The sequence below is a fragment of the Pseudomonas sihuiensis genome (assembly GCF_900106015.1).
GTDB lineage: Bacteria > Pseudomonadota > Gammaproteobacteria > Pseudomonadales > Pseudomonadaceae > Aquipseudomonas > Aquipseudomonas sihuiensis.
On sequence record NZ_LT629797.1, the window covers coordinates 911,140 to 928,703 of the forward strand.

The following is a 17,564-nucleotide window of genomic DNA, read 5'->3' on the forward strand; positions in this document are numbered from 1 at the left end:
CGCCGTACGCGAGAACACATCATGACTTTGCATTCCCTTGCCGGAAGGCTGCTGGGCATCGCTGCCCTGACGCTGCCCGGCATCTTGATGGCGGCCCAGCCCGACCCGCTGGACGCCAACGCCGCCGTGCCGGCGCAGGATTACCGTTCCCCTCTGCAAGACTACCGTGCCCAGGCCGACGAGCCGTTGCAGGACTGGCGCGCGGCCAATGACCTGGTCGGCCGTATCGGCGGCTGGCGCACCTACAGCATGGAAGGCTGGGAGCAGCCGGCCGAGCAGGGCGCCGAGCCCGTCGAGGGAGGTGGCCATGACCACCATTAAACCCGCCGTACTGCTCTGCGCCGCGCTGCTGCTGACCGGCTGCGCCGGCTTCAGCCAGGACGGTGGCTTCGACCCGGTGCAGCAAAGCGCCGAGCGCCAGCTGGACAAGCAACTGCTGTGGGCGCGCGACGAGGCCGGGCGCGGGCAGATCGAGGCACGCGTCGCCGAGTTGCTGGCCGAACCCCTGAGCCTGGATGCCGCGGTGCAGCTGGCGCTGCTCAACAACCGCGGCCTGCAGGCGTCCTTCGACGAGCTGGGCATCGGCGAGGCCGAGCGCGTGCAGGCCGGGCGCCTGCCCAACCCCGGCTTCTCCTACGGTCGTCTGGAAAAGGGCAGCGAGGTCGAATACGAGCGCGGCCTGCACCTGAATCTGGCGCGGCTGATCGCCCTGCCGCTGACCTCGCGCCTGGAAGGTCGGCGCTTCGAGCAGCTGCAGCGGCAGACCAGCCTGGCGGTGTTCGACCTGGCCAGCGAGACGCGCAAGGCCTGGTACCAGGCGGTCGCCGCCGAGGAGAGCCTGGTCTACGCACGGCAGGTGCTGGACGCCGCCGAAGCCGGCGCCGATCTGGCCCGGCGCATGGCCGCAGTGGGCAACTTCAGCAAGCTGCAGCAGGCCGAGCAGCAGAACTTCTACGCCGAAGCCGGCATCGGCCTGTTGCAGGCCGAACAGGCGCGAGTACGTAGCCGCGAGCAGCTGACCCGTCTGCTCGGCCTGTGGGGCGAGCAGCTCGACTACCGCCTGCCCGAACGCCTGCCGGCGTTGCCGAAAACCGCGGACGAGTTGCCGGACGTGGAGCGCCTGGCCATGAACCAGCGCCAGGACATCCAGGCCGTGCGCCTGGATGCCGAGCGCCTGGCGCAGAACCTCGGCCTGACCCGCACCACGCGTTTCATCAACGTGCTGGAGCTGGGCGTGGTCAACAACCGCTCAAACGAGGAACCGACCCAGCGCGGCTACGAGATCAGCGTCGAGCTGCCGCTGTTCGACTGGAGCGGTGCCAAGGTGGCGCGGGCCGAGGCACAGTATCGCCAGGCGCTCAACCGTGCCGCCGAGACGGCGATCAACGCACGCTCGCAGGTACGCGAGGCCTATCACGCCTACCGCAACGCCTTCGAGCTGGCGCAGCACTACCGTACCGAGGTGCTGCCGCTACGTCAGCGCATCGCCGAGGAAAACCTGCTGCGCTACAACGGCATGTTCATCAGCACCTTCGACCTGCTCGCCGATGCGCGCCGCCAGGTGCAGGCGGTGGATGGCTACCTGCAGGCGCAGCGCGCCTTCTGGCTGGCGCGCGCCGACCTCGACATGGCCCTGTTGGGCGCCCCCAATCCCTCGCTCGGCGTGGCGCCTGCCGCTGCTGCCGAGCCGGCCGCCGCCGGCCACTGAACAAGGAATTTCCCAGATGGTTTCACGACGCGATTTCTTTCTCGGGGCCGGCGCCATCGGCGCTGCGGTGGCCACTTCGGCGGTCAGCCGGGTGGCCATGGCGGCCCTGCCCGAACCGGTGCTGCAGGCCAGCGCCGACACCCAACCGCCGCTGCAGCCGAACAGCGGGCGGCCCTACAACCCGGTGGTCACCCTCAACGGCTGGACCCTGCCGTGGCGCATGAACAACGGCGTCAAGGAGTTCCACCTGGTCGCCGAGCCGGTGGTACGCGAGCTGGCGCCCGGCTATAAGGCCCACCTGTGGGGCTACAACGGCCAGTCGCCGGGACCGACCATCGAGGTGGTGGAGGGCGACCGGGTGCGCATCTTCGTCACCAACAAGCTGCCCGAGCACACCAGCATCCACTGGCACGGCCAGCGTCTGCCCAACGGCATGGACGGCGTCGCGGGCCTGACCCAGCCGGCGATTCCGGTGGGCAAGACCTTCGTCTACGAGTTCGTCGCCCGCCGCCCCGGCACCTTCATGTACCACCCGCACGCCGACGAGATGGTGCAGATGGCCATGGGCATGATGGGGTTCTGGGTCACTCACCCCAAGGAGCATCATCCGCTGATCAGCGAGGTGGATCGCGACTACTGCTTCCTGCTCAGCGCCTACGACATCGAGCCGGGCGCCTACACGCCGAAGATCATGCAGATGCTCGATTTCAACCTGTGGACCTTCAACAGCCGCGTGTTCCCCGGCATCGACCCGCTGGTGGCGCGCCAGGGCGAGCGCGTGCGCCTGCGTGTCGGCAACCTGACCATGACCAACCACCCGATCCACCTGCACGGTCACGAGTTCGAGGTCACCGGCACCGACGGCGGGCCGACCCCGGTCGGCTCGCGCTGGCCGGAGGTGACCGCCGATGTGGCGGTGGGGCAGATGCGCCAGCTCGAGTTCATCGCCGACGAGGAGGGCGATTGGGCGCTGCACTGCCACAAGAGCCACCACAGCATGAACGCCATGGGCCACGACGTGCCGACCCTGGTCGGCGTCGATCATCGCGACATGACGCGCAAGATCGCCAAACTGGTGCCCGACTACATGGTGATGGGCGAGCGCGGCATGGCCGACATGGCGGAGATGCAGATGCCGCTACCCGACAACACCGTGCCGATGATGACCGGCGACGGCCCGTTCGGCTCGGTGGAGATGGGCGGCATGTTCACCATGCTCAAGGTGCGCAAGGAGCTGGCCGCTGGCGACTACCGCGACCCGGGCTGGTTCGAGCACCCAGCCGGCACGGTGGCCCATGAGTGGAAGGGCGCACTGGCCAACCCGAGCCGCTCGCACGACGGCGGCGGCCAGTCGATGCCGCTCAAGCAGCCGCTCGAGACGCCGGTGGAAGTGCAGGTACGCAAGCCGGGCGGTCATGCCGGGCATTGACGGGGCGGGCCGCCACGCGGCCCGGTCCCCATAGCAAGCGAGGATTCACAGATGAAAACAGCACAGTTACTGGTTCTGACCCTGATCGGGCTGCTCGGCAGCCCGGCAGCGCTGGCCCACAGCGAGGTGCACGAGGGCCATCAGGCCGCCGCAACGATCAGGGAGCAGAAGCCCTGGGGCATCGCCGGCCATGCCAGCGAAGTCGACCGCACCATCGAGATCCGCATGACCGATCAGATGCGCTTCACTCCGGATCGGCTACAGGTCAGGCAGGGCGAAACCATCCGTTTTGTCCACCACAACGACGGCAAGATCCTCCACGAGTTCGTCATCGGTACCCGCGAAACCCTGGATGAACATGCCGAGGCAATGCTGCGTTTTCCCGGTATGGAGCACGACGAGCCCTATATGGCCCACGTGGCGCCGGGGCAGAGCGGCGAGATGATCTGGACCTTCAACCGCGCCGGCGAATTCGATTTCGCCTGCCTGATCGCCGGCCACTACCAGGCCGGCATGGTCGGCACCATCCAGGTGCAGGCCGACTGACCTACGAGAGGAAACACGCATGAAGAAACCATTGTTAATCGCGGCACTGACCGCCCTGTTCAGCCTGCCGTTGCAGGCCGCCGCCCCCGCGCCGCTGAGCCAGGGCGAGGTGCGCAAGGTGGACGCCGCCGCGCAGAAGATCACCCTGCGTCACGGCCCCATCGCCAGTATCGGCATGCCGCCGATGACCATGGTCTTCGAAGTCGAGAAGCCTGAACTACTGGAAGGGGTTTCAGCTGGAGAGAAGGTGAAGTTTCAAGTGCAGCAGCAGGGTAACCGTTACATCGTTACCGAACTGCAGGTAGTGGAGTAGCCAGGAGAGCCGGCCCAGGCATTGCGCCTGGGCTGGCGAACACTCAGTTCAGGCCGTCGGTCAGGGCCTTGGCAGGTACCAGCTTGACCACTTTCTTGGCAGCGATTTCGATGGCTTTGCCGGTCTGCGGGTTACGGCCGGTGCGTGCCGGGCGCTCGCTCACTTTCAGCTTGCCGATGCCTGGCAGGGTGATCTCACCGTCGTTTTCCAGTGCGTCGCCGACAATTTCGCCCAGCTGATCGATCAGGGTACGGACAGTGGCTTTGGGCAGGGATACGGCCTCGGCCAGGTCGCTGATCAGTTGGTCTTTGGTGATTGCCATGATGTAACTCCGTTTGCAGGTGAGAGGTTCGATGCTGCCGATATGGATCTGCGCAGTCGAAAACGTGGGAACGCTAACATAAAAGACATGATTCGGCAGTGCCGCAACGGGCACTGCCGATAGGGCTTAGTGTCGCATCAGTCCTGGTGGTTCCAGCGTGCTAGCAAAAAACGCAGCCTGCCGCTGATGCCGGGTTCGCTGGCGCTGTCGAACGGCACCTCGATCTCCAGGCTTCCATCGTTCTGGAGGTTGCCATCGAGTTTATGGTCGGCGCTGTGCACCCCCTGGTTCTGCCAGGCGTGGCTCACCTGCCAGCCGCTGTCGGCGCCAGGCGGGGTTATTTCCAGCACCAGGCTGTTGCGGAACAGGTAGCTGCCCTCGAAATGCTGGTTGACCCATAGCTTGCGCTCCACCTCGTAGTCCGGCACTCGCACGTTAAAGGTCAAGGTATAGGCCAGCCCCTTGCGCCTACTGTTCACGCGCGCCCGATCAGCCAGAAACAGGCTGCCAAGGAATAGCTTGCCGTTCTCCTGCGGTGCCTTGAGCCAGTGCTGGTGGGCGAGACAGGCCACCGAATCCTCTTCGGCAGTACGCCGGCTCAGGTACCAGAGCTTGCCACGGGGGGCGGCGAGCACTTCGAACTGGTACAGGGCATTGACCGTTTGCCCCTGGCTCTCAGACTTGCGCAGCTCCTTGGGCAGGGTGATGGCGTCGACTTCAGCCCAGATGTCCACACGTACATCGCCGAACAGAAAGCGCGTGAGATTCTGGTAAGCCTCCTCGCTGTTGACGATGCCGAAGTAGCCGGAATGCGCTCGATAGGTAAAGGCCTTGGCGCAGGGCGCTGTCGGTTTGCCGCTAGCGTCCAGGCCGCAGAGGGTCGCGTTGTCGATGCGCACCAGGCCGTCGCTGCCATGGCCGGCGAAGGTACGCGACAGGCCCAGGCCAGCTTCGTAGTCCATGCGGTTGGTGCCAACCATGCAGAAGAATCGTTTGGATGCAAAGCGTGCCTCGGGTAGCCAGTCGACGCGCTCGGTGAGCTTGTAGGCAGCTTCCAGATCCAGAAAGGTCGCCAGGCGCTGGCGGTTGAAATTGCTGATATCGCTCAGGTTCAGCCAGCTCGGCGGGTTGATGCCGAGCAGGTCGATGCCGTTGTGCGGGGTAGCGTAGGTGAACACCTTGTCCACCAGCTGAGCCGCGCCGTCCGGATCCAGCTTGGGATTTTGCAGCAGGCCACGGCAGACCAGGCCACCCATCGAATGGGCCACCAGATAGCAGCGAAAGTCGGTCTTGCTAATGCCGTTCTTGGGGTTGGCGCAGATCAGCTCGCGCACCTTGAGTATCAGCTCGCCAAGCTTGCTGGCGAATACCTCCAGGCTCGGTGTGCTGCCGATGCCCAGCAGCCGTGAGGCCTCGTCGTAGTAGCGATAGATGATGATCGAACGGCTGCCCAGGCGATTGTCGGTATTGGCGGCCCATTCCGGGTCGAGAATGTCGTAGCCGTCTTCGTATACGTCCTGATAGTCGAATTCCGTGGCCAGGCGGATCACTGGCGACTCGAAGACGAATTTGCGTGGCTGGCGGGTCTTTTCCGCTACCGCGCGGTAGACGGTAGAACCGAGGTTGAAACCGCAGAACGGGTCGGCGCTGGTCTGGTCGATCTCCCCCGGGGTCATGGCGTAGCCACGCACGTAGATGATCGGATGGAAGGGGCTATGCGAATTGGCCATGGTTGCTCCTGAGGTGGCGTGCGCGTGCCTCGGGAATGCTCATCATGGCCGAACTGCGGGATGCGACGAGTGGCGCGGGTAATAGTGGAGAAGGTTAGTTCAGCGCCAGAGGTTTTCCGGATTTTTGCACCGCCAGACGGCGACTTGGCAAGGCTCGACTAAGCTACTGATACTTGCCTAATGCTGGAGTGCCATCATGTTGCGCGCATTTGCCGATCTGGGGTTCCGCTGGAAGATTGCCCTGCCCATTCTGTTGCTGGCCGCCTTGCTGGTAGCGATGGGAACCTTGGGTGTGCGCGGTATCACTCAGGTCGCCGAATCCAGTACCACGCTGACCAATCGCCATCTGCCGGCCATCAGCCTGCTGCTCAACGCCGACCGCGATCTTTATCAGGCCTTCGTCGCTGAGCGTAGCCTGCTTGATGAGGGTGCCGAGGATCACGTCGCCGCGCTCAAGAAAACTCACGCCGAGAACCTGCAGCAGGCCTACGACCGTGTGCACAAGTTCGCCGACATGCAGCCCGGCAGCGAGGCGCTGGCGCTGGTGGCCGAGTTCGATCGTGGCTTCGAGCGCTGGAAGGCCACCTCGCAGCGAGTGCTGGAGCTGGCCTCCAGTGATCCGGAAGGCGCCAGTCGGCTTAGCTTTGGCGACAGCGAGGCGCAGTTCGAAGAGGCGCGCACTGCCATCGACAAGCTCGGTGAATTGGAAGACAACGCCGCCAATGCCGTTGGCACCGATGCCATTGCCCGCGGCGAAGCGCTGGTCTGGCAGCAGGGACTGATCATCGCCATCGGCCTGCTGGTGTGCCTGGTCCTGGTGGTGGGCTTCCCGCTGTTGGTGACCCGTCCGCTGCATAACCTGCTTTATCGCATCGAACAGATCGCTGACGGTGACGGCGACCTGCGGGTGCGCCTGGACGTGCTCTCCAGGGACGAACTGGGCAAGCTCAGCCACGCCTTCAACCGCTTTCTCGACAAACTGCAGCCGTTGATCAAGGAAGTCGGCAGGGTCACTGGTGAGGTGGCCGACTCGGCACAGAGTCTCGCAGGCATGGCGGCCGCCAATGATCGATTGATCAGCAGCGAGCACGCGGCGGTCGATCAGGTCAGCACTGCGGCCACCGAAATGAGCGTGGCCGTGCATGAGGTGGCGCGCAATGCGCAGAATGCTGCCGATGCTGCGCGCCATGCCGAGGTCCAGTCGCGAGAAGGCGCCCAGGTGGTCGGTGCGACCATTCATTCGATTCGCCAACTGGCCCAGGAAGTGGAGAGCGCATCCGACACCATCCAGACCCTGGAGCAGGAAACCGCCAACATCGGTGCGGTACTGGCGGTGATCAAGGGCATCGCTGAACAGACCAACCTGCTGGCGCTCAACGCGGCCATCGAGGCAGCGCGGGCAGGGGAGCAGGGCCGCGGTTTTGCCGTGGTCGCCGATGAGGTGCGAGCGCTGGCAGCACGTACCCAGGAGTCGACCAAGGACATCCAGCAGATGATCGAGCGTCTACAGGCTGGTGTGCAGAATGCGGTCAAGGCCACGCACTCAGGCAGCGCACGGGCGCGGCAGAGCGTGGAGCAGGCTGCCGGTGTGGACCAGGCTTTGAGCGTGACCGGTGATTCGGTGCAGCGCATCAACGACATGGCTGCGCAGATCGCCACCGCCTGCGAGGAACAGAGCAGCGTTACCGAGGAAATCGCGCGCAATATCAGTGACATTCGCGACCTCTCCAACGAAGCGGCGCAGACGTCCGAACAGAGCACGCGGGCCAGCCAACACCTGTCCGAGCTGTCCCACGGGCTGGCCCAGTTGGTGGGACGTTTCCGGGTGTGACGTCAGTGTCTCGCGTATCTAAGTGTTTGAAGCAGTTGTAAGTTTACGTTTAGCCGTTACAATGGCGCGGCTCGCCGCAATGGCGAGCAGCGTTATGGTGGCCCTGCCGGTCCCCTCGCAACGATTACCCGTCAACCTGGTCAGGCCCGGAAGGGAGCAGCCACAGCGGGAACATTGTGTGCCGGGGTGTGGCTGGTAGGGTCCACCTCCAGTTTCCAAGCCCTTGCATCCTTCTATCTCAATATCTTCAGCGTCTATCTGGCGGTTTTTTGCTGTGCGCAATAAAAAGCCCGCGCTTTGGGCGCGGGCTTTCGGCTGTTTGCAGGCTCAGGCGATGCGGTAATTCAACACGCTGTCCTGTTCCTTGAGCGTCTTGCGCAGATCGGCTGGGATATTGCCGGCGCGTACGGCCAGTTCCAGGCGGATTTCTTCCAGGCTTTGGGCGAAGGCATTCTGGTCGTTGATCTGTGGCTTGGCCAGGACGCGGCTGTAGACAGTGATGTCGCTCTCGTCGAGCAGGGCGAGGATGATGCTGCCGTCCGGGCGCGGTGAGCTGAAGCTGGCACGCAACGGATTGAACAGGTGATCGACGAGCTGTTGGTTGGTGAGTTCCATGTCCTACTCCATCCTGAGGTTGGTCACCTTCGACCTCAGGATGACGACTTAGTTCAGGCAGTGAGCGACTGGCGGGTACGCTCGATCACCTGTTGCAGCGATTCGTCGCTGTACTGGCCTGGGTAGAGACGCTGGCTGTACTGGGCGATACCGGTCTTGTCGACCAGGGTAAAACTGAAGCTGCCCTTGCGCGTTGCCTGAATGCGGCAATCGAACGGTGCAAAGGCGTGAGTCAGGGTGCTGATGGCTTTCTGAATTTGATGTTGAGCATTCATTTTTCTAAGTATTCCTTAAAGCATGTGCGCTTCGTTGCGCGTGGTGTAGCTCCATGTGGTTGGCCGAAAAACGGCCATAGCATGTCAACCGATCGGAGCTTGATTAGCACGATAAAGTTCCATTGTTACGGTTCTTCGGCGTGGTCGGTACGTCGGAGGCAGGCAGAGGAACTGCGCCGATAAACGGCGAGTCGGCCTGATCAGTCAGCAGATGGGATCTTGGAGGGCGGCAGCGCAGAGATGCGCTAGACGTTGAACCGGGAAACCAGCGAGGGGGCGCAAAGGCCTTAATGACTTGCAGCGTGGTACGAACGGCGCGAATACTAATGCTTTGTGCAAGAAATGACCAGTGTTATTTCTCAAGTCAGGGCGATGCTGCTCCACACAAGCGGGTGGCGGATGCAATTTGCCGGTTGCTCCGCTAGGATTAGCCCACTTTTGCTTTCCTCATATGACGGTTTTCCATGAGTTATCAGGTTCTTGCACGTAAATGGCGTCCGCGCTCGTTCCGCGAAATGGTCGGCCAGACGCATGTGCTCAAGGCTCTGATCAACGCCCTGGACAGTCAGCGCCTGCACCATGCCTACCTGTTCACCGGCACCCGTGGTGTGGGCAAGACCACTATTGCGCGGATCATCGCCAAGTGCCTGAACTGCGAAACCGGCATCAGTTCCACCCCTTGCGGCACCTGTTCGGTCTGTCGGGAAATCGATGAGGGGCGTTTCGTCGACCTGATCGAAGTGGACGCCGCCAGCCGCACCAAGGTCGAAGACACCCGTGAGCTGCTCGACAACGTGCAGTACTCGCCAAGTCGGGGTCGCTTCAAGGTCTACCTGATCGACGAAGTGCACATGCTTTCCACCAGCTCCTTCAACGCCCTGTTGAAGACCCTGGAGGAGCCGCCGCCCCACGTCAAATTCCTCCTCGCCACCACCGACCCACAGAAGCTGCCGGTTACCGTGCTGTCGCGCTGCCTGCAGTTCTCGCTGAAGAACATGCCGCCGGAGCGAGTGGTCGAGCACCTGACCCACGTATTGACCGCCGAGAACGTGCCGTTCGAGGACGATGCCCTGTGGCTGCTTGGCCGCGCTGCCGATGGCTCGATGCGCGACGCCATGAGCTTGACCGACCAGGCCATCGCTTTCGGCGAAGGCAAGGTACTGGCGGCTGACGTGCGTGCCATGCTCGGCACGCTCGATCACGGTCAGGTCTATGGCGTGCTGCATGCGCTGATCGAAGGTGATGCGCGGGCACTGATCGAAGCGGTGCGTCATCTTGCCGAGCAGGGGCCGGACTGGAATGGCGTGCTGTCGGAAATGCTCAACGTCCTGCATCGTGTGGCGATAGCCCAGGCGCTGCCGGAGGCCGTGGACAATGGCCAGGGCGACCGCGAACGCGTGCTGCAACTGGCCCAGGCGCTGCCGGCCGAAGACGTGCAGTTCTACTATCAGATGGGCTTGATTGGCCGTCGTGATTTACCGCTGGCGCCTGAGCCGCGCGGTGGCTTCGAGATGGTGCTGCTGCGCATGCTGGCTTTCCGCCCAGCGGGAGGCGACGATGCGCCCAAGGTCACGCTAAAGCCCTTGGGGATCAGCCAGGCCACTGCTGATTCCCAACAAAGCCCAGTGGCCGGCACCGCTATGCCGGCTCCCGTGGTTTCTGCTCCTGTTATCGCTCCCGTCGCACAGGCTCCCGTTGTTGCGGCGGCGGTCGAGCCTGACCCTGTTGTGCCGGCAGCGAGCGTCATGCCAGACGTGACTGAGCCGGTTCAGCCTGTTGAGGTGCCTGTAGCGCCGGCCGTTAATCTGCCCGCCGAGCCCGAGCCCGAGCCCGAGCCCGAGCCCGAGCCCGAGCCCGCTGCTCCTGTGGTTGATGTGCCTTGGGCAACTGCCAAGGCTGCCGAGCCTGTGGCTGAGCCCGTTCAGCCTGTTGCGCCAGCAGAGCCAGAGGTGAAAACCGCAGAGCCAGTAGTTTCGCAAGTTGCATCGGTCGAAGTGCCCGCACCGAGTGAGGTCGCGCCACCGGTAGCCGATGCAGATGGTGGCGAAGATGAGCCACCGCTCGGCGACTACGACTATGTGGAAATGGACGCCGAAACCCTGGACTACGATTTCGGCCAAGCCGAAACCGCGGCGCCCGTGGTTGAAGAGCCGTTGCCTGCGGCTAAACCCGCAACCGGTCTGGCGGCAGAGTGGCTGTCACTGTTCCCGCAGCTTGGCCTGGGTGGCATGACTGGCAGCATCGCCGCCAACTGCACCCTGATCGAAGCCAATGGCGATGACTGGCTGCTGCACCTGGATCCGGCGCACAGTGCACTGTTCAATCCGACTCAGCAGCGTCGTCTCAATGACGCGCTGAACCAGCAACAGGGGCGCAGCATCAAACTGCGTATCGAGCTGTGCAAGCCTGAGCAGGAAACCCCGGCGCAGGCCGCAGCACGGCGCCGTGCCGACCGCCAGCGCAGCGCCGAGGCGTCGATCCACGGCGACCCGCTGGTGCAGCAGATGATTCAGCAGTTCGCGGCCAAGGTTCGCGACGACAGCATCGAACCTATCGATATTCCCAGCTAACCGGTCGTTTCAACGACTTGTTTAACCCCGAACACCGAGGATACCGACATGATGAAAGGTGGCATGGCAGGCCTGATGAAGCAGGCTCAGCAAATGCAGGAAAAAATGCAGAAGATGCAGGAAGAACTGGCCAACGCTGAAGTCACCGGCCAGTCCGGCGCCGGCCTGGTCAGCGTGGTGATGACCGGTCGTCACGACGTCAAGCGCATCACCCTGGATGACAGCCTGATGCAGGAAGACAAGGAAGTGCTGGAAGACCTGATCGCCGCTGCCGTCAACGACGCGGTGCGTAAGGTCGAGCAGAACAGCCAGGAGAAGATGTCCGGCATGACCGCAGGGATGCAGCTACCCCCCGGCTTCAAAATGCCCTTCTGAGCATGTGACGCCCAGCCGGCACGCATTACTGCGTTGCGAAAGGCCCCGAGCATCCTCATTTACAGACTTAAACTCCGGTGCTCGGGGCCTTTCGCGCCTTGTACTGCATACCGTCCGGTCGCCCCGTGATAATGCTGTGCAAAAACGCACCCGTTCGTAGGGTGGGCTTTAGCCCACCAGATCATTGCCCGCCAACTTTTGCAGGACTTCCATGAGCTTCAGCCCTCTGATTCGCCAGTTGATCGATTCTCTGCGCATCCTGCCCGGCGTCGGCCAGAAGACCGCGCAGCGCATGGCGCTGCAGCTGCTCGAGCGCGATCGCAGTGGTGGTCTGCGTCTGGCGCAGGCACTGAATGCGGCGATGGAAGGCGTGGGGCACTGCAAGCGCTGCCGCAGCCTGAGCGAGGACGAAATCTGCCAGCTGTGTCTGGACGAGCGCCGCGACGACAGCCTGCTGTGTGTGGTCGAAGGTCCGATGGACGTGCATGCCGTGGAGCAGACCGGCTTTCGCGGCCGTTATTTCGTGCTCAAGGGGCATCTCTCACCGCTCGATGGTCTGGGGCCAGAGGCCATCGGTATTCCGGCGCTGCTGGAGCGTATCGATGCCGGTGCTTTCAGCGAAGTGATCCTGGCCACCAACCCGACGGTGGAAGGCGAGGCCACGGCGCACTACATCGCTCAGATCCTCGCCGGTAAAGGTCTGGTCGCCTCGCGCATCGCCCATGGCATGCCGCTCGGTGGCGAACTGGAACTGGTCGACGGCGGCACCCTGGCCCATGCCTTGGCAGGTCGGCGCCCGATCAGCCTGTAAGCAGTCAAACCCTCTCGATTCGGAGTGCCAGTGACCACCGACACTCTGCGCCGTATTGCTCTGCTGCTCCTGCTCGGGGCGCCTCTGGCCGTACAGGCTCAATGTCCGACCGGGCAGGTACAGGTGTGCCTGGGCGCTTCCTGCTTGTGCGTGCCCGATCCGGTACGGGTACGCGAAGATGGCCTGAATATGGCGGCGGCGCGTCTCGAAGCCTGGTTGCTGCAATCTCGCCAGGCAGCACTGCTAGCCGGCACCGAACCTATCCCTCTGATGATTCGTGCCCAGCTCGCGCCTTTCTACGACGATGCATTGCTTGATGAAGTGCGCTTTCGCGTGGGCATCACCGACGAGATGGACGCCGCCACCGTCATGCTGCAGAACCCCGATGTGCAGGCCGTGACGCTGGTCGACGTGGTGGTATTTCGCAACGCCGATGCTGCTGCAGAGGATGCAGCGCTGTGGGCGCATGAATTGTGGCATGTGCAGCAATACCGCGAGTGGGGCACCGATGGCTTCGCCCAGCGTTACACGCGCAATTTCCAGTCGGTGGAAGGGCCAGCCTACGAGATGGGCGAGCGGGTGAGAAAAGCGTTGCGCGGGCAGAAATGAAACGCTCGCTTGAAAACCAAGCAAGCGCTAGGTTAGGGTGGCCAAAATAATAACGGGAGTACCCGCATGGCCGCCTCTCTGTCGTATTTCGATGAGTCCCACCAATTGGTTCGCGATTCCGTTCGGCGTTTCGTCGAGCGCGAGATCCTGCCGCATATCGACGAGTGGGAGGAGGCCGGGGATTTTCCTCGTGAGCTGTACCTCAAGGCTGGCGCTGCGGGCATTCTCGGTATCGGTTACCCGGAGCAGCTCGGCGGCAGTCATGAGGGTGACGTGTTCGCCAAGGTGGCGGCCAGCGAGGAACTGATGCGTAGTGGCTCCGGCGGCCTGGTGGCTGGGCTCGGTTCGCTGGATATCGGTTTGCCGCCCATCGTCAAATGGGCCCAGCCCGCCGTGCGCGAACGTGTGGTGCCGCAGGTACTGGCTGGCGAGAAGATCATGGCGCTGGCGGTGACCGAGCCCTCCGGTGGCTCCGACGTGGCCAATCTCAAGACCCGCGCTGTGCGCGACGGCGATCATTACCGCGTCAATGGCAGCAAGACCTTCATCACCAGCGGCGTGCGTGCCGATTACTACACGGTGGCGGTGCGCACCGGCGGTGAGGGCTTTGGCGGCGTCAGCCTGTTGCTGGTGGAGAAGGGCACGCCGGGTTTCAGTGTCGGTCGCAAGCTGAAGAAGATGGGTTGGTGGGCGTCGGATACCGCCGAACTGTTCTTTGACGACTGCAAGGTGCCGGTGGAGAACCTGATCGGCGTGGAGAACGCCGGTTTCGCCTGCATCATGGCCAACTTCCAGAACGAGCGCCTTAGCCTGGCGATCATGGCCAACATGACCGCACAACTGGCCCTGGAAGAGTCCCTGAAGTGGGCGCGCGAGCGCCAGGCGTTCGGCAAGCCGGTGGGCAAGTTCCAGGTGCTCAAGCACCGCCTGGCCGAGATGGCCACGCAGCTCGAAGTCTCCCGTGAGTTCACCTACCGTCAGGCCGCGCAGATGGCGGCCGGCAGGAGCGTGATCAAGGAGATCTCCATGGCCAAGAACTTCGCCACCGATATCGCCGATCGCCTGACCTACGATGCGGTGCAGATCATGGGTGGCATGGGTTACATGCGCGAAAGCCTGGTCGAGCGCCTGTACCGCGACAACCGCATCCTCTCCATCGGCGGTGGTACGCGGGAGATCATGAACGAGATCATCGCGAAGCAGATGGGGCTGTAGTCGGGGCGCAGTGGGAGGGGCTTTAGCCGCGATCATCCTCAAAAAGGGCGGAAAAGCTCGCCGCTGAAGCGCCTCCCACGGGGGCATGGTCCTGCGCGGTTATCAGGAAGCGACCTGATTCTGCGCGGCCTGGCGCAGGCGGGCGATGTCGCGTTGCGGCGGATCGCCGAACAGACGGCTGTACTCGCGACTGAACTGCGATGGACTTTCGTAGCCGACGCGGTAGCTGGCCGCTGCCGCTTCGAGGTTGTCGCACAGCATTAGCCGGCGAGCCTCCTGCAGGCGCAGCTGCTTCTGATACTGCAGCGGGCTGAATGCCGTGACTGCCTTGAATCTATGGTGCAGGGTCGAGGGGCTCAGGTTCACCTCGCGGGCCAGTTCCTCGATCCGCAGCGGCTGATCGAAATTCTTGCGCAGCCACTCGATGGCGCGGGAGATGCGCTGGCTCTGGCTGTCGGCGATCACCACTTCATGCAGGCGATGGCCCTGCGGGCTGAGCAGCATGCGGTAGAAAATCTCACGCAATGCCAATGGCGCCAGCATGGCGATGTCGGATGGGGTTTCCAGCAGGCGCAGCAGGCGGATCACCGCATCCAGCAGGCGCGGGTCGAGACGATCGAGAAACAGCGCCCGCTGGGAAGCCGCGTCCGGGGCTGGAATCGCTGGCATTTCGGTGAGCAGGCTGCTGATCAGCGCGGGATCGATCTCCAGAGCGATGCTCAGATAGGGGTGATCCGGGCTGGCCTCGATCACCCGACCGGTTACCGGCAGCACCACCGACGCCACCAGGTAATTCAACGGATCATAGACGTAGAGCTCGTCACCCAGACGTATCTCTTTACGGCCCTGGGCGATGATGCACAGGCAGGGGTCGTAGACTGTCTGCATCGGCAGGCTGGGTGTCGTGGCGCGTGCCAGCTTCAGGCCAGGAATCGCTGTGAGGTGTAGACCGTCATCGGGGACGAAGCGATCGACCAGACGCGCCATTTCGTGGCTAAGTTCGGCAAGGGGGGTGTCGAGAGTTGTGGCGGTGTGAATGGGTGACTGCATGGCGCGCCTCCGGAAAGTCAGCGAAGCCTAGCCAGGTTTTTCAGGCAAGTCATGAGGGGCGGCAGGATTAGGCAAATATTTGCCAGTAATGGGCAAATAACCGGTGATACAGAGTATTTCAAGGGTAGTCAGGGTGCGCTGCACTCGGTTGCAGCAATTTCCTTGTTATGGAGTTTTAGGCAAGGATTTGCCAGAAATCGACTAACGCTCTGATGACTTTCTGCCTGATCTTTGTAGCCATCGAGCGGTGTCTCTGCATCGGCTCGAACACGTGCAGTAGCCCGATCACCCGCTAAGTGGTGCCCACATACCTCACGAAAGGAGCGAACCATGCCCAGCAAATGGCTGATCGCACCGCTGACTCTGTTATTGCTCGCCACGGCCTGGCTTGACTCAAGAGCCGTTGGCGAAGCGGCTTTTGCCGAGCCGGACGCAGCGCCCCATGTTCTGCAGCGAAACGCTGCTGGTATGTATTGATTCAGTTCCAGGAGGTTGCCATGAGCATCATTCACCGTATGACCGTTCGCGCCCGTCACGGCCGTTCAAATCGGTTGGGGCAGTGCCTGGCGCGGTTGCATGAGGTCGGGCGAGATATTCCAGGTTGTGAGCGCCTGCGTGTGTTCTCACTGCGCAATGATCCGTTGATCTGGCAGGTCGAAGGGCAGTGGCGTTCGACAGCGGCACGCGACGCTTTTCTCGGCAGCGACGGCCTGCGTCGGGTTTTGGCCCAGGCGATAGATGAAGGGCTGCTCACTCATCTCGAATGCGGTATGGAGTTGCAGCAGCAGGTCGCCTGAGCCGCTCAGGCTTGCCTTTGTGAAATTATCTATATAGATTTTCATGGAATTAATTATTTTAAATTTCATGAGTCGTCTATGTTTCGCCATGCCAGTGAGCACGTCGACAGCTATTACGCCCATAGCTGCAAGGATCGACTGACGCATCATCCCGTGCTGCAAGATGATCTGCAGTGCGAGGTGCTGGTGATCGGTGCTGGTTTCAGTGGTCTGCACACTGCTTTGCGCCTGGCCGAAGCAGGGCGCAAGGTCATTCTGCTGGAGGCCAGTCGTGTGGCATGGGCGGCCTCTGGACGCAATGGCGGGCAGGCGATTCTGGGCTGGTCCTGCGATATGCCGCCGCTGGAAAAGGCGCTGGGCATCGAACGCGCCCGCCGTCTGTGGGATGGCATGAGCTGGGCAGCTCGTGAGCTGCGTGAACTGCCCGAGCGCCACGGCTTCGACTGCGATTACCGCCGCGGCCATCTGTGGACGGCAGTGCTGCCACGTCGTGTGGCGCTGCTGCATGAGTGGCAGGAGGAGGCCGCTTATAAATGGGGGCATCGCGCGCTGCAGTTCGTTTCCCGTGAGCAGATGCCGGAGTGGGTCGCCAGCGAGCGTTACCGCGCTGGCCTCTACGACCCTGAGGCCGGGCATCTCAATCCGCTCAAGTTGGCGCTCGGGCTGGCCGAAGCCTTCGTTCGCGCCGGTGGGCAGATCTTCGAGCAAAGCCGTGTGCTGAGTCAGGACAAGCAGGGCGCGGGCTACCGGGTGCGTACCGAGCACGGCAGCGCGCAGGCCGACACCCTGGTGCTGGCCTGCAACACCTATATCGATCACCTCGAGCCGCGTCTGGCGCGGCGCATCCTGCCTGTCGGCACCTACCAGATCGCCACCGAACCGCTGGGCGCCGACTGCGCCGAGGCACTTTTGCCGCGCAATGCGTGTGTGACCGACAACCAGTTCGTCCTCGACTACTTCCGCCGCACCCCGGATCACCGCCTGCTGTTTGGCGGCGGCTGTACCTATCTGGGCGGCCTGCCGAGAGACATGGCGGCGGCCACGCGACCGTTCCTCGAGCGCGTATTCCCGCAGCTTTCAGGCGTGGCAATCGACTTTGCCTGGGGCGGCCATATCGACGTGACTCGTGCTCGCACGCCCGACGTTGGCGGCGAGAACGGCCGTTACTGGCTGCAGGGCTTTTCCGGGCATGGTGTGCTGCCGACCCTGGCGGCGGCGCGGGCAGTCAGTGATGCCATTCTCGGCAATGACGACGAACTGGCGCTGTATCAGCAACTGCGCAATCCCGAATTCCCATTCGGCGAGCGCCTGGCGGCACCGCTCGAGGCCATCGGCAAGGCCTGGTATCGATTAAGGGACTATTTCTGA

Annotated in this window: 19 protein-coding genes, 1 other RNA gene and 1 pseudogene; 16 read left to right on the plus strand and 5 right to left on the minus strand. The window is 63.0% G+C overall.

Annotated elements, in window-relative coordinates; all coding sequences use genetic code 11:
* The first annotated feature begins 21 nt into the window (after nucleotides 1–21).
* From BLT86_RS04375 to BLT86_RS04395, 5 genes are read left to right on the plus strand one after another with little or no spacing between them, the layout of a single operon-like run.
* Complete coding sequence (locus BLT86_RS04375) at nucleotides 22–321, plus strand: hypothetical protein (RefSeq protein WP_017677258.1); 300 nt, start codon at nucleotides 22–24, stop codon at nucleotides 319–321.
* Entirely contained in the window at nucleotides 308–1,708 is a 1,401-nt protein-coding gene (locus BLT86_RS04380; RefSeq protein ID WP_055985134.1) for a TolC family protein, read from the plus strand. The genes BLT86_RS04375 and BLT86_RS04380 overlap by 14 nt, the downstream gene beginning before the upstream one ends.
* 16 nt (nucleotides 1,709–1,724) lie before the next feature.
* Nucleotides 1,725–3,137, plus strand: coding sequence for a multicopper oxidase family protein (locus tag BLT86_RS04385; RefSeq protein ID WP_092374963.1), 1,413 nt, complete (start codon nucleotides 1,725–1,727; stop codon nucleotides 3,135–3,137).
* A gap of 51 nt (nucleotides 3,138–3,188) precedes the next feature.
* Nucleotides 3,189–3,683 carry a cupredoxin domain-containing protein gene (locus BLT86_RS04390; RefSeq protein ID WP_092374966.1) on the plus strand — a complete coding sequence of 165 codons (495 nt, stop codon included), beginning with the start codon at nucleotides 3,189–3,191 and terminating at the stop codon, nucleotides 3,681–3,683.
* 19 nt (nucleotides 3,684–3,702) lie between these two features.
* Nucleotides 3,703–3,996: a copper-binding protein gene (locus BLT86_RS04395; RefSeq protein WP_003461061.1), complete on the plus strand. Its 294-nt coding sequence runs from the start codon at nucleotides 3,703–3,705 to the stop codon at nucleotides 3,994–3,996.
* 43 nt (nucleotides 3,997–4,039) lie between these two features.
* Here BLT86_RS04395 and BLT86_RS04400 read toward each other — a convergent pair whose 3' ends face one another.
* Both BLT86_RS04400 and BLT86_RS04405 read right to left on the minus strand, forming a co-directional pair.
* Nucleotides 4,040–4,318 carry an HU family DNA-binding protein gene (locus BLT86_RS04400; protein ID WP_017677253.1) on the minus strand — a complete coding sequence of 93 codons (279 nt, stop codon included), beginning with the start codon at nucleotides 4,316–4,318 and terminating at the stop codon, nucleotides 4,040–4,042.
* A 137-nt stretch (nucleotides 4,319–4,455) separates the two neighbouring features.
* Nucleotides 4,456–6,048, minus strand: a complete 1,593-nt coding sequence (locus BLT86_RS04405; RefSeq protein WP_055985122.1) for an esterase/lipase family protein — start codon at nucleotides 6,046–6,048, stop codon at nucleotides 4,456–4,458.
* A gap of 196 nt (nucleotides 6,049–6,244) precedes the next feature.
* Here BLT86_RS04405 and BLT86_RS26355 point away from each other — a divergent pair.
* From BLT86_RS26355 to ffs, 3 genes and pseudogenes are all read left to right on the plus strand, one after another.
* Nucleotides 6,245–7,021: pseudogene (locus tag BLT86_RS26355) on the plus strand (MCP four helix bundle domain-containing protein); the annotation flags it as partial.
* A 78-nt stretch (nucleotides 7,022–7,099) separates the two neighbouring features.
* On the plus strand, nucleotides 7,100–7,879 hold the full coding sequence (locus tag BLT86_RS26360; protein ID WP_370604793.1) for a methyl-accepting chemotaxis protein: 780 nt from the start codon (nucleotides 7,100–7,102) through the stop codon (nucleotides 7,877–7,879).
* A 104-nt stretch (nucleotides 7,880–7,983) separates the two neighbouring features.
* Nucleotides 7,984–8,080, plus strand: an RNA gene (gene ffs, locus BLT86_RS04415) — signal recognition particle sRNA small type.
* 126 nt (nucleotides 8,081–8,206) lie between these two features.
* Here the strand turns inward: ffs and BLT86_RS04420 are convergent.
* The gene (locus tag BLT86_RS04420) at nucleotides 8,207–8,494 is read right to left on the minus strand and encodes a DUF3509 domain-containing protein (protein WP_021489876.1); all 288 of its coding nucleotides are present in this window, start codon (nucleotides 8,492–8,494) and stop codon (nucleotides 8,207–8,209) included.
* 53 nt (nucleotides 8,495–8,547) lie between these two features.
* On the minus strand, nucleotides 8,548–8,769 hold the full coding sequence (locus BLT86_RS04425) for a hypothetical protein (protein ID WP_003460929.1): 222 nt from the start codon (nucleotides 8,767–8,769) through the stop codon (nucleotides 8,548–8,550).
* Between the two features lie 464 nt (nucleotides 8,770–9,233).
* Between BLT86_RS04425 and dnaX the strand changes: the two genes are divergently transcribed.
* The 5 genes from dnaX to BLT86_RS04450 all read left to right on the plus strand — a co-directional run bounded on the left by dnaX (nucleotide 9,234) and on the right by BLT86_RS04450 (nucleotide 14,349).
* On the plus strand, nucleotides 9,234–11,339 hold the full coding sequence (dnaX, locus tag BLT86_RS04430) for a DNA polymerase III subunit gamma/tau (RefSeq protein WP_092374969.1): 2,106 nt from the start codon (nucleotides 9,234–9,236) through the stop codon (nucleotides 11,337–11,339).
* 48 nt (nucleotides 11,340–11,387) lie between these two features.
* Complete coding sequence (locus BLT86_RS04435) at nucleotides 11,388–11,714, plus strand: YbaB/EbfC family nucleoid-associated protein (protein ID WP_003460931.1); 327 nt, start codon at nucleotides 11,388–11,390, stop codon at nucleotides 11,712–11,714.
* A gap of 211 nt (nucleotides 11,715–11,925) precedes the next feature.
* Complete coding sequence (gene recR / locus BLT86_RS04440; protein ID WP_072424790.1) at nucleotides 11,926–12,525, plus strand: recombination mediator RecR; 600 nt, start codon at nucleotides 11,926–11,928, stop codon at nucleotides 12,523–12,525.
* A gap of 30 nt (nucleotides 12,526–12,555) precedes the next feature.
* On the plus strand, nucleotides 12,556–13,134 hold the full coding sequence (locus BLT86_RS04445; RefSeq protein ID WP_092374972.1) for an eCIS core domain-containing protein: 579 nt from the start codon (nucleotides 12,556–12,558) through the stop codon (nucleotides 13,132–13,134).
* A gap of 66 nt (nucleotides 13,135–13,200) precedes the next feature.
* Entirely contained in the window at nucleotides 13,201–14,349 is a 1,149-nt protein-coding gene (locus tag BLT86_RS04450) for an acyl-CoA dehydrogenase family protein (RefSeq protein WP_092374975.1), read from the plus strand.
* A 102-nt stretch (nucleotides 14,350–14,451) separates the two neighbouring features.
* Here BLT86_RS04450 and BLT86_RS04455 read toward each other — a convergent pair whose 3' ends face one another.
* Complete coding sequence (locus tag BLT86_RS04455) at nucleotides 14,452–15,399, minus strand: AraC family transcriptional regulator (protein ID WP_092374978.1); 948 nt, start codon at nucleotides 15,397–15,399, stop codon at nucleotides 14,452–14,454.
* Between the two features lie 330 nt (nucleotides 15,400–15,729).
* Here BLT86_RS04455 and BLT86_RS25895 point away from each other — a divergent pair, with 330 nt between their 5' ends.
* The 3 genes from BLT86_RS25895 to BLT86_RS04465 all read left to right on the plus strand — a co-directional run bounded on the left by BLT86_RS25895 (nucleotide 15,730) and on the right by BLT86_RS04465 (nucleotide 17,564).
* Nucleotides 15,730–15,876: a hypothetical protein gene (locus tag BLT86_RS25895; RefSeq protein WP_021489869.1), complete on the plus strand. Its 147-nt coding sequence runs from the start codon at nucleotides 15,730–15,732 to the stop codon at nucleotides 15,874–15,876.
* A gap of 20 nt (nucleotides 15,877–15,896) precedes the next feature.
* The gene (locus BLT86_RS04460; protein ID WP_092374981.1) at nucleotides 15,897–16,196 is read left to right on the plus strand and encodes an antibiotic biosynthesis monooxygenase; all 300 of its coding nucleotides are present in this window, start codon (nucleotides 15,897–15,899) and stop codon (nucleotides 16,194–16,196) included.
* 78 nt (nucleotides 16,197–16,274) lie between these two features.
* Complete coding sequence (locus BLT86_RS04465) at nucleotides 16,275–17,564, plus strand: NAD(P)/FAD-dependent oxidoreductase (protein WP_055985077.1); 1,290 nt, start codon at nucleotides 16,275–16,277, stop codon at nucleotides 17,562–17,564.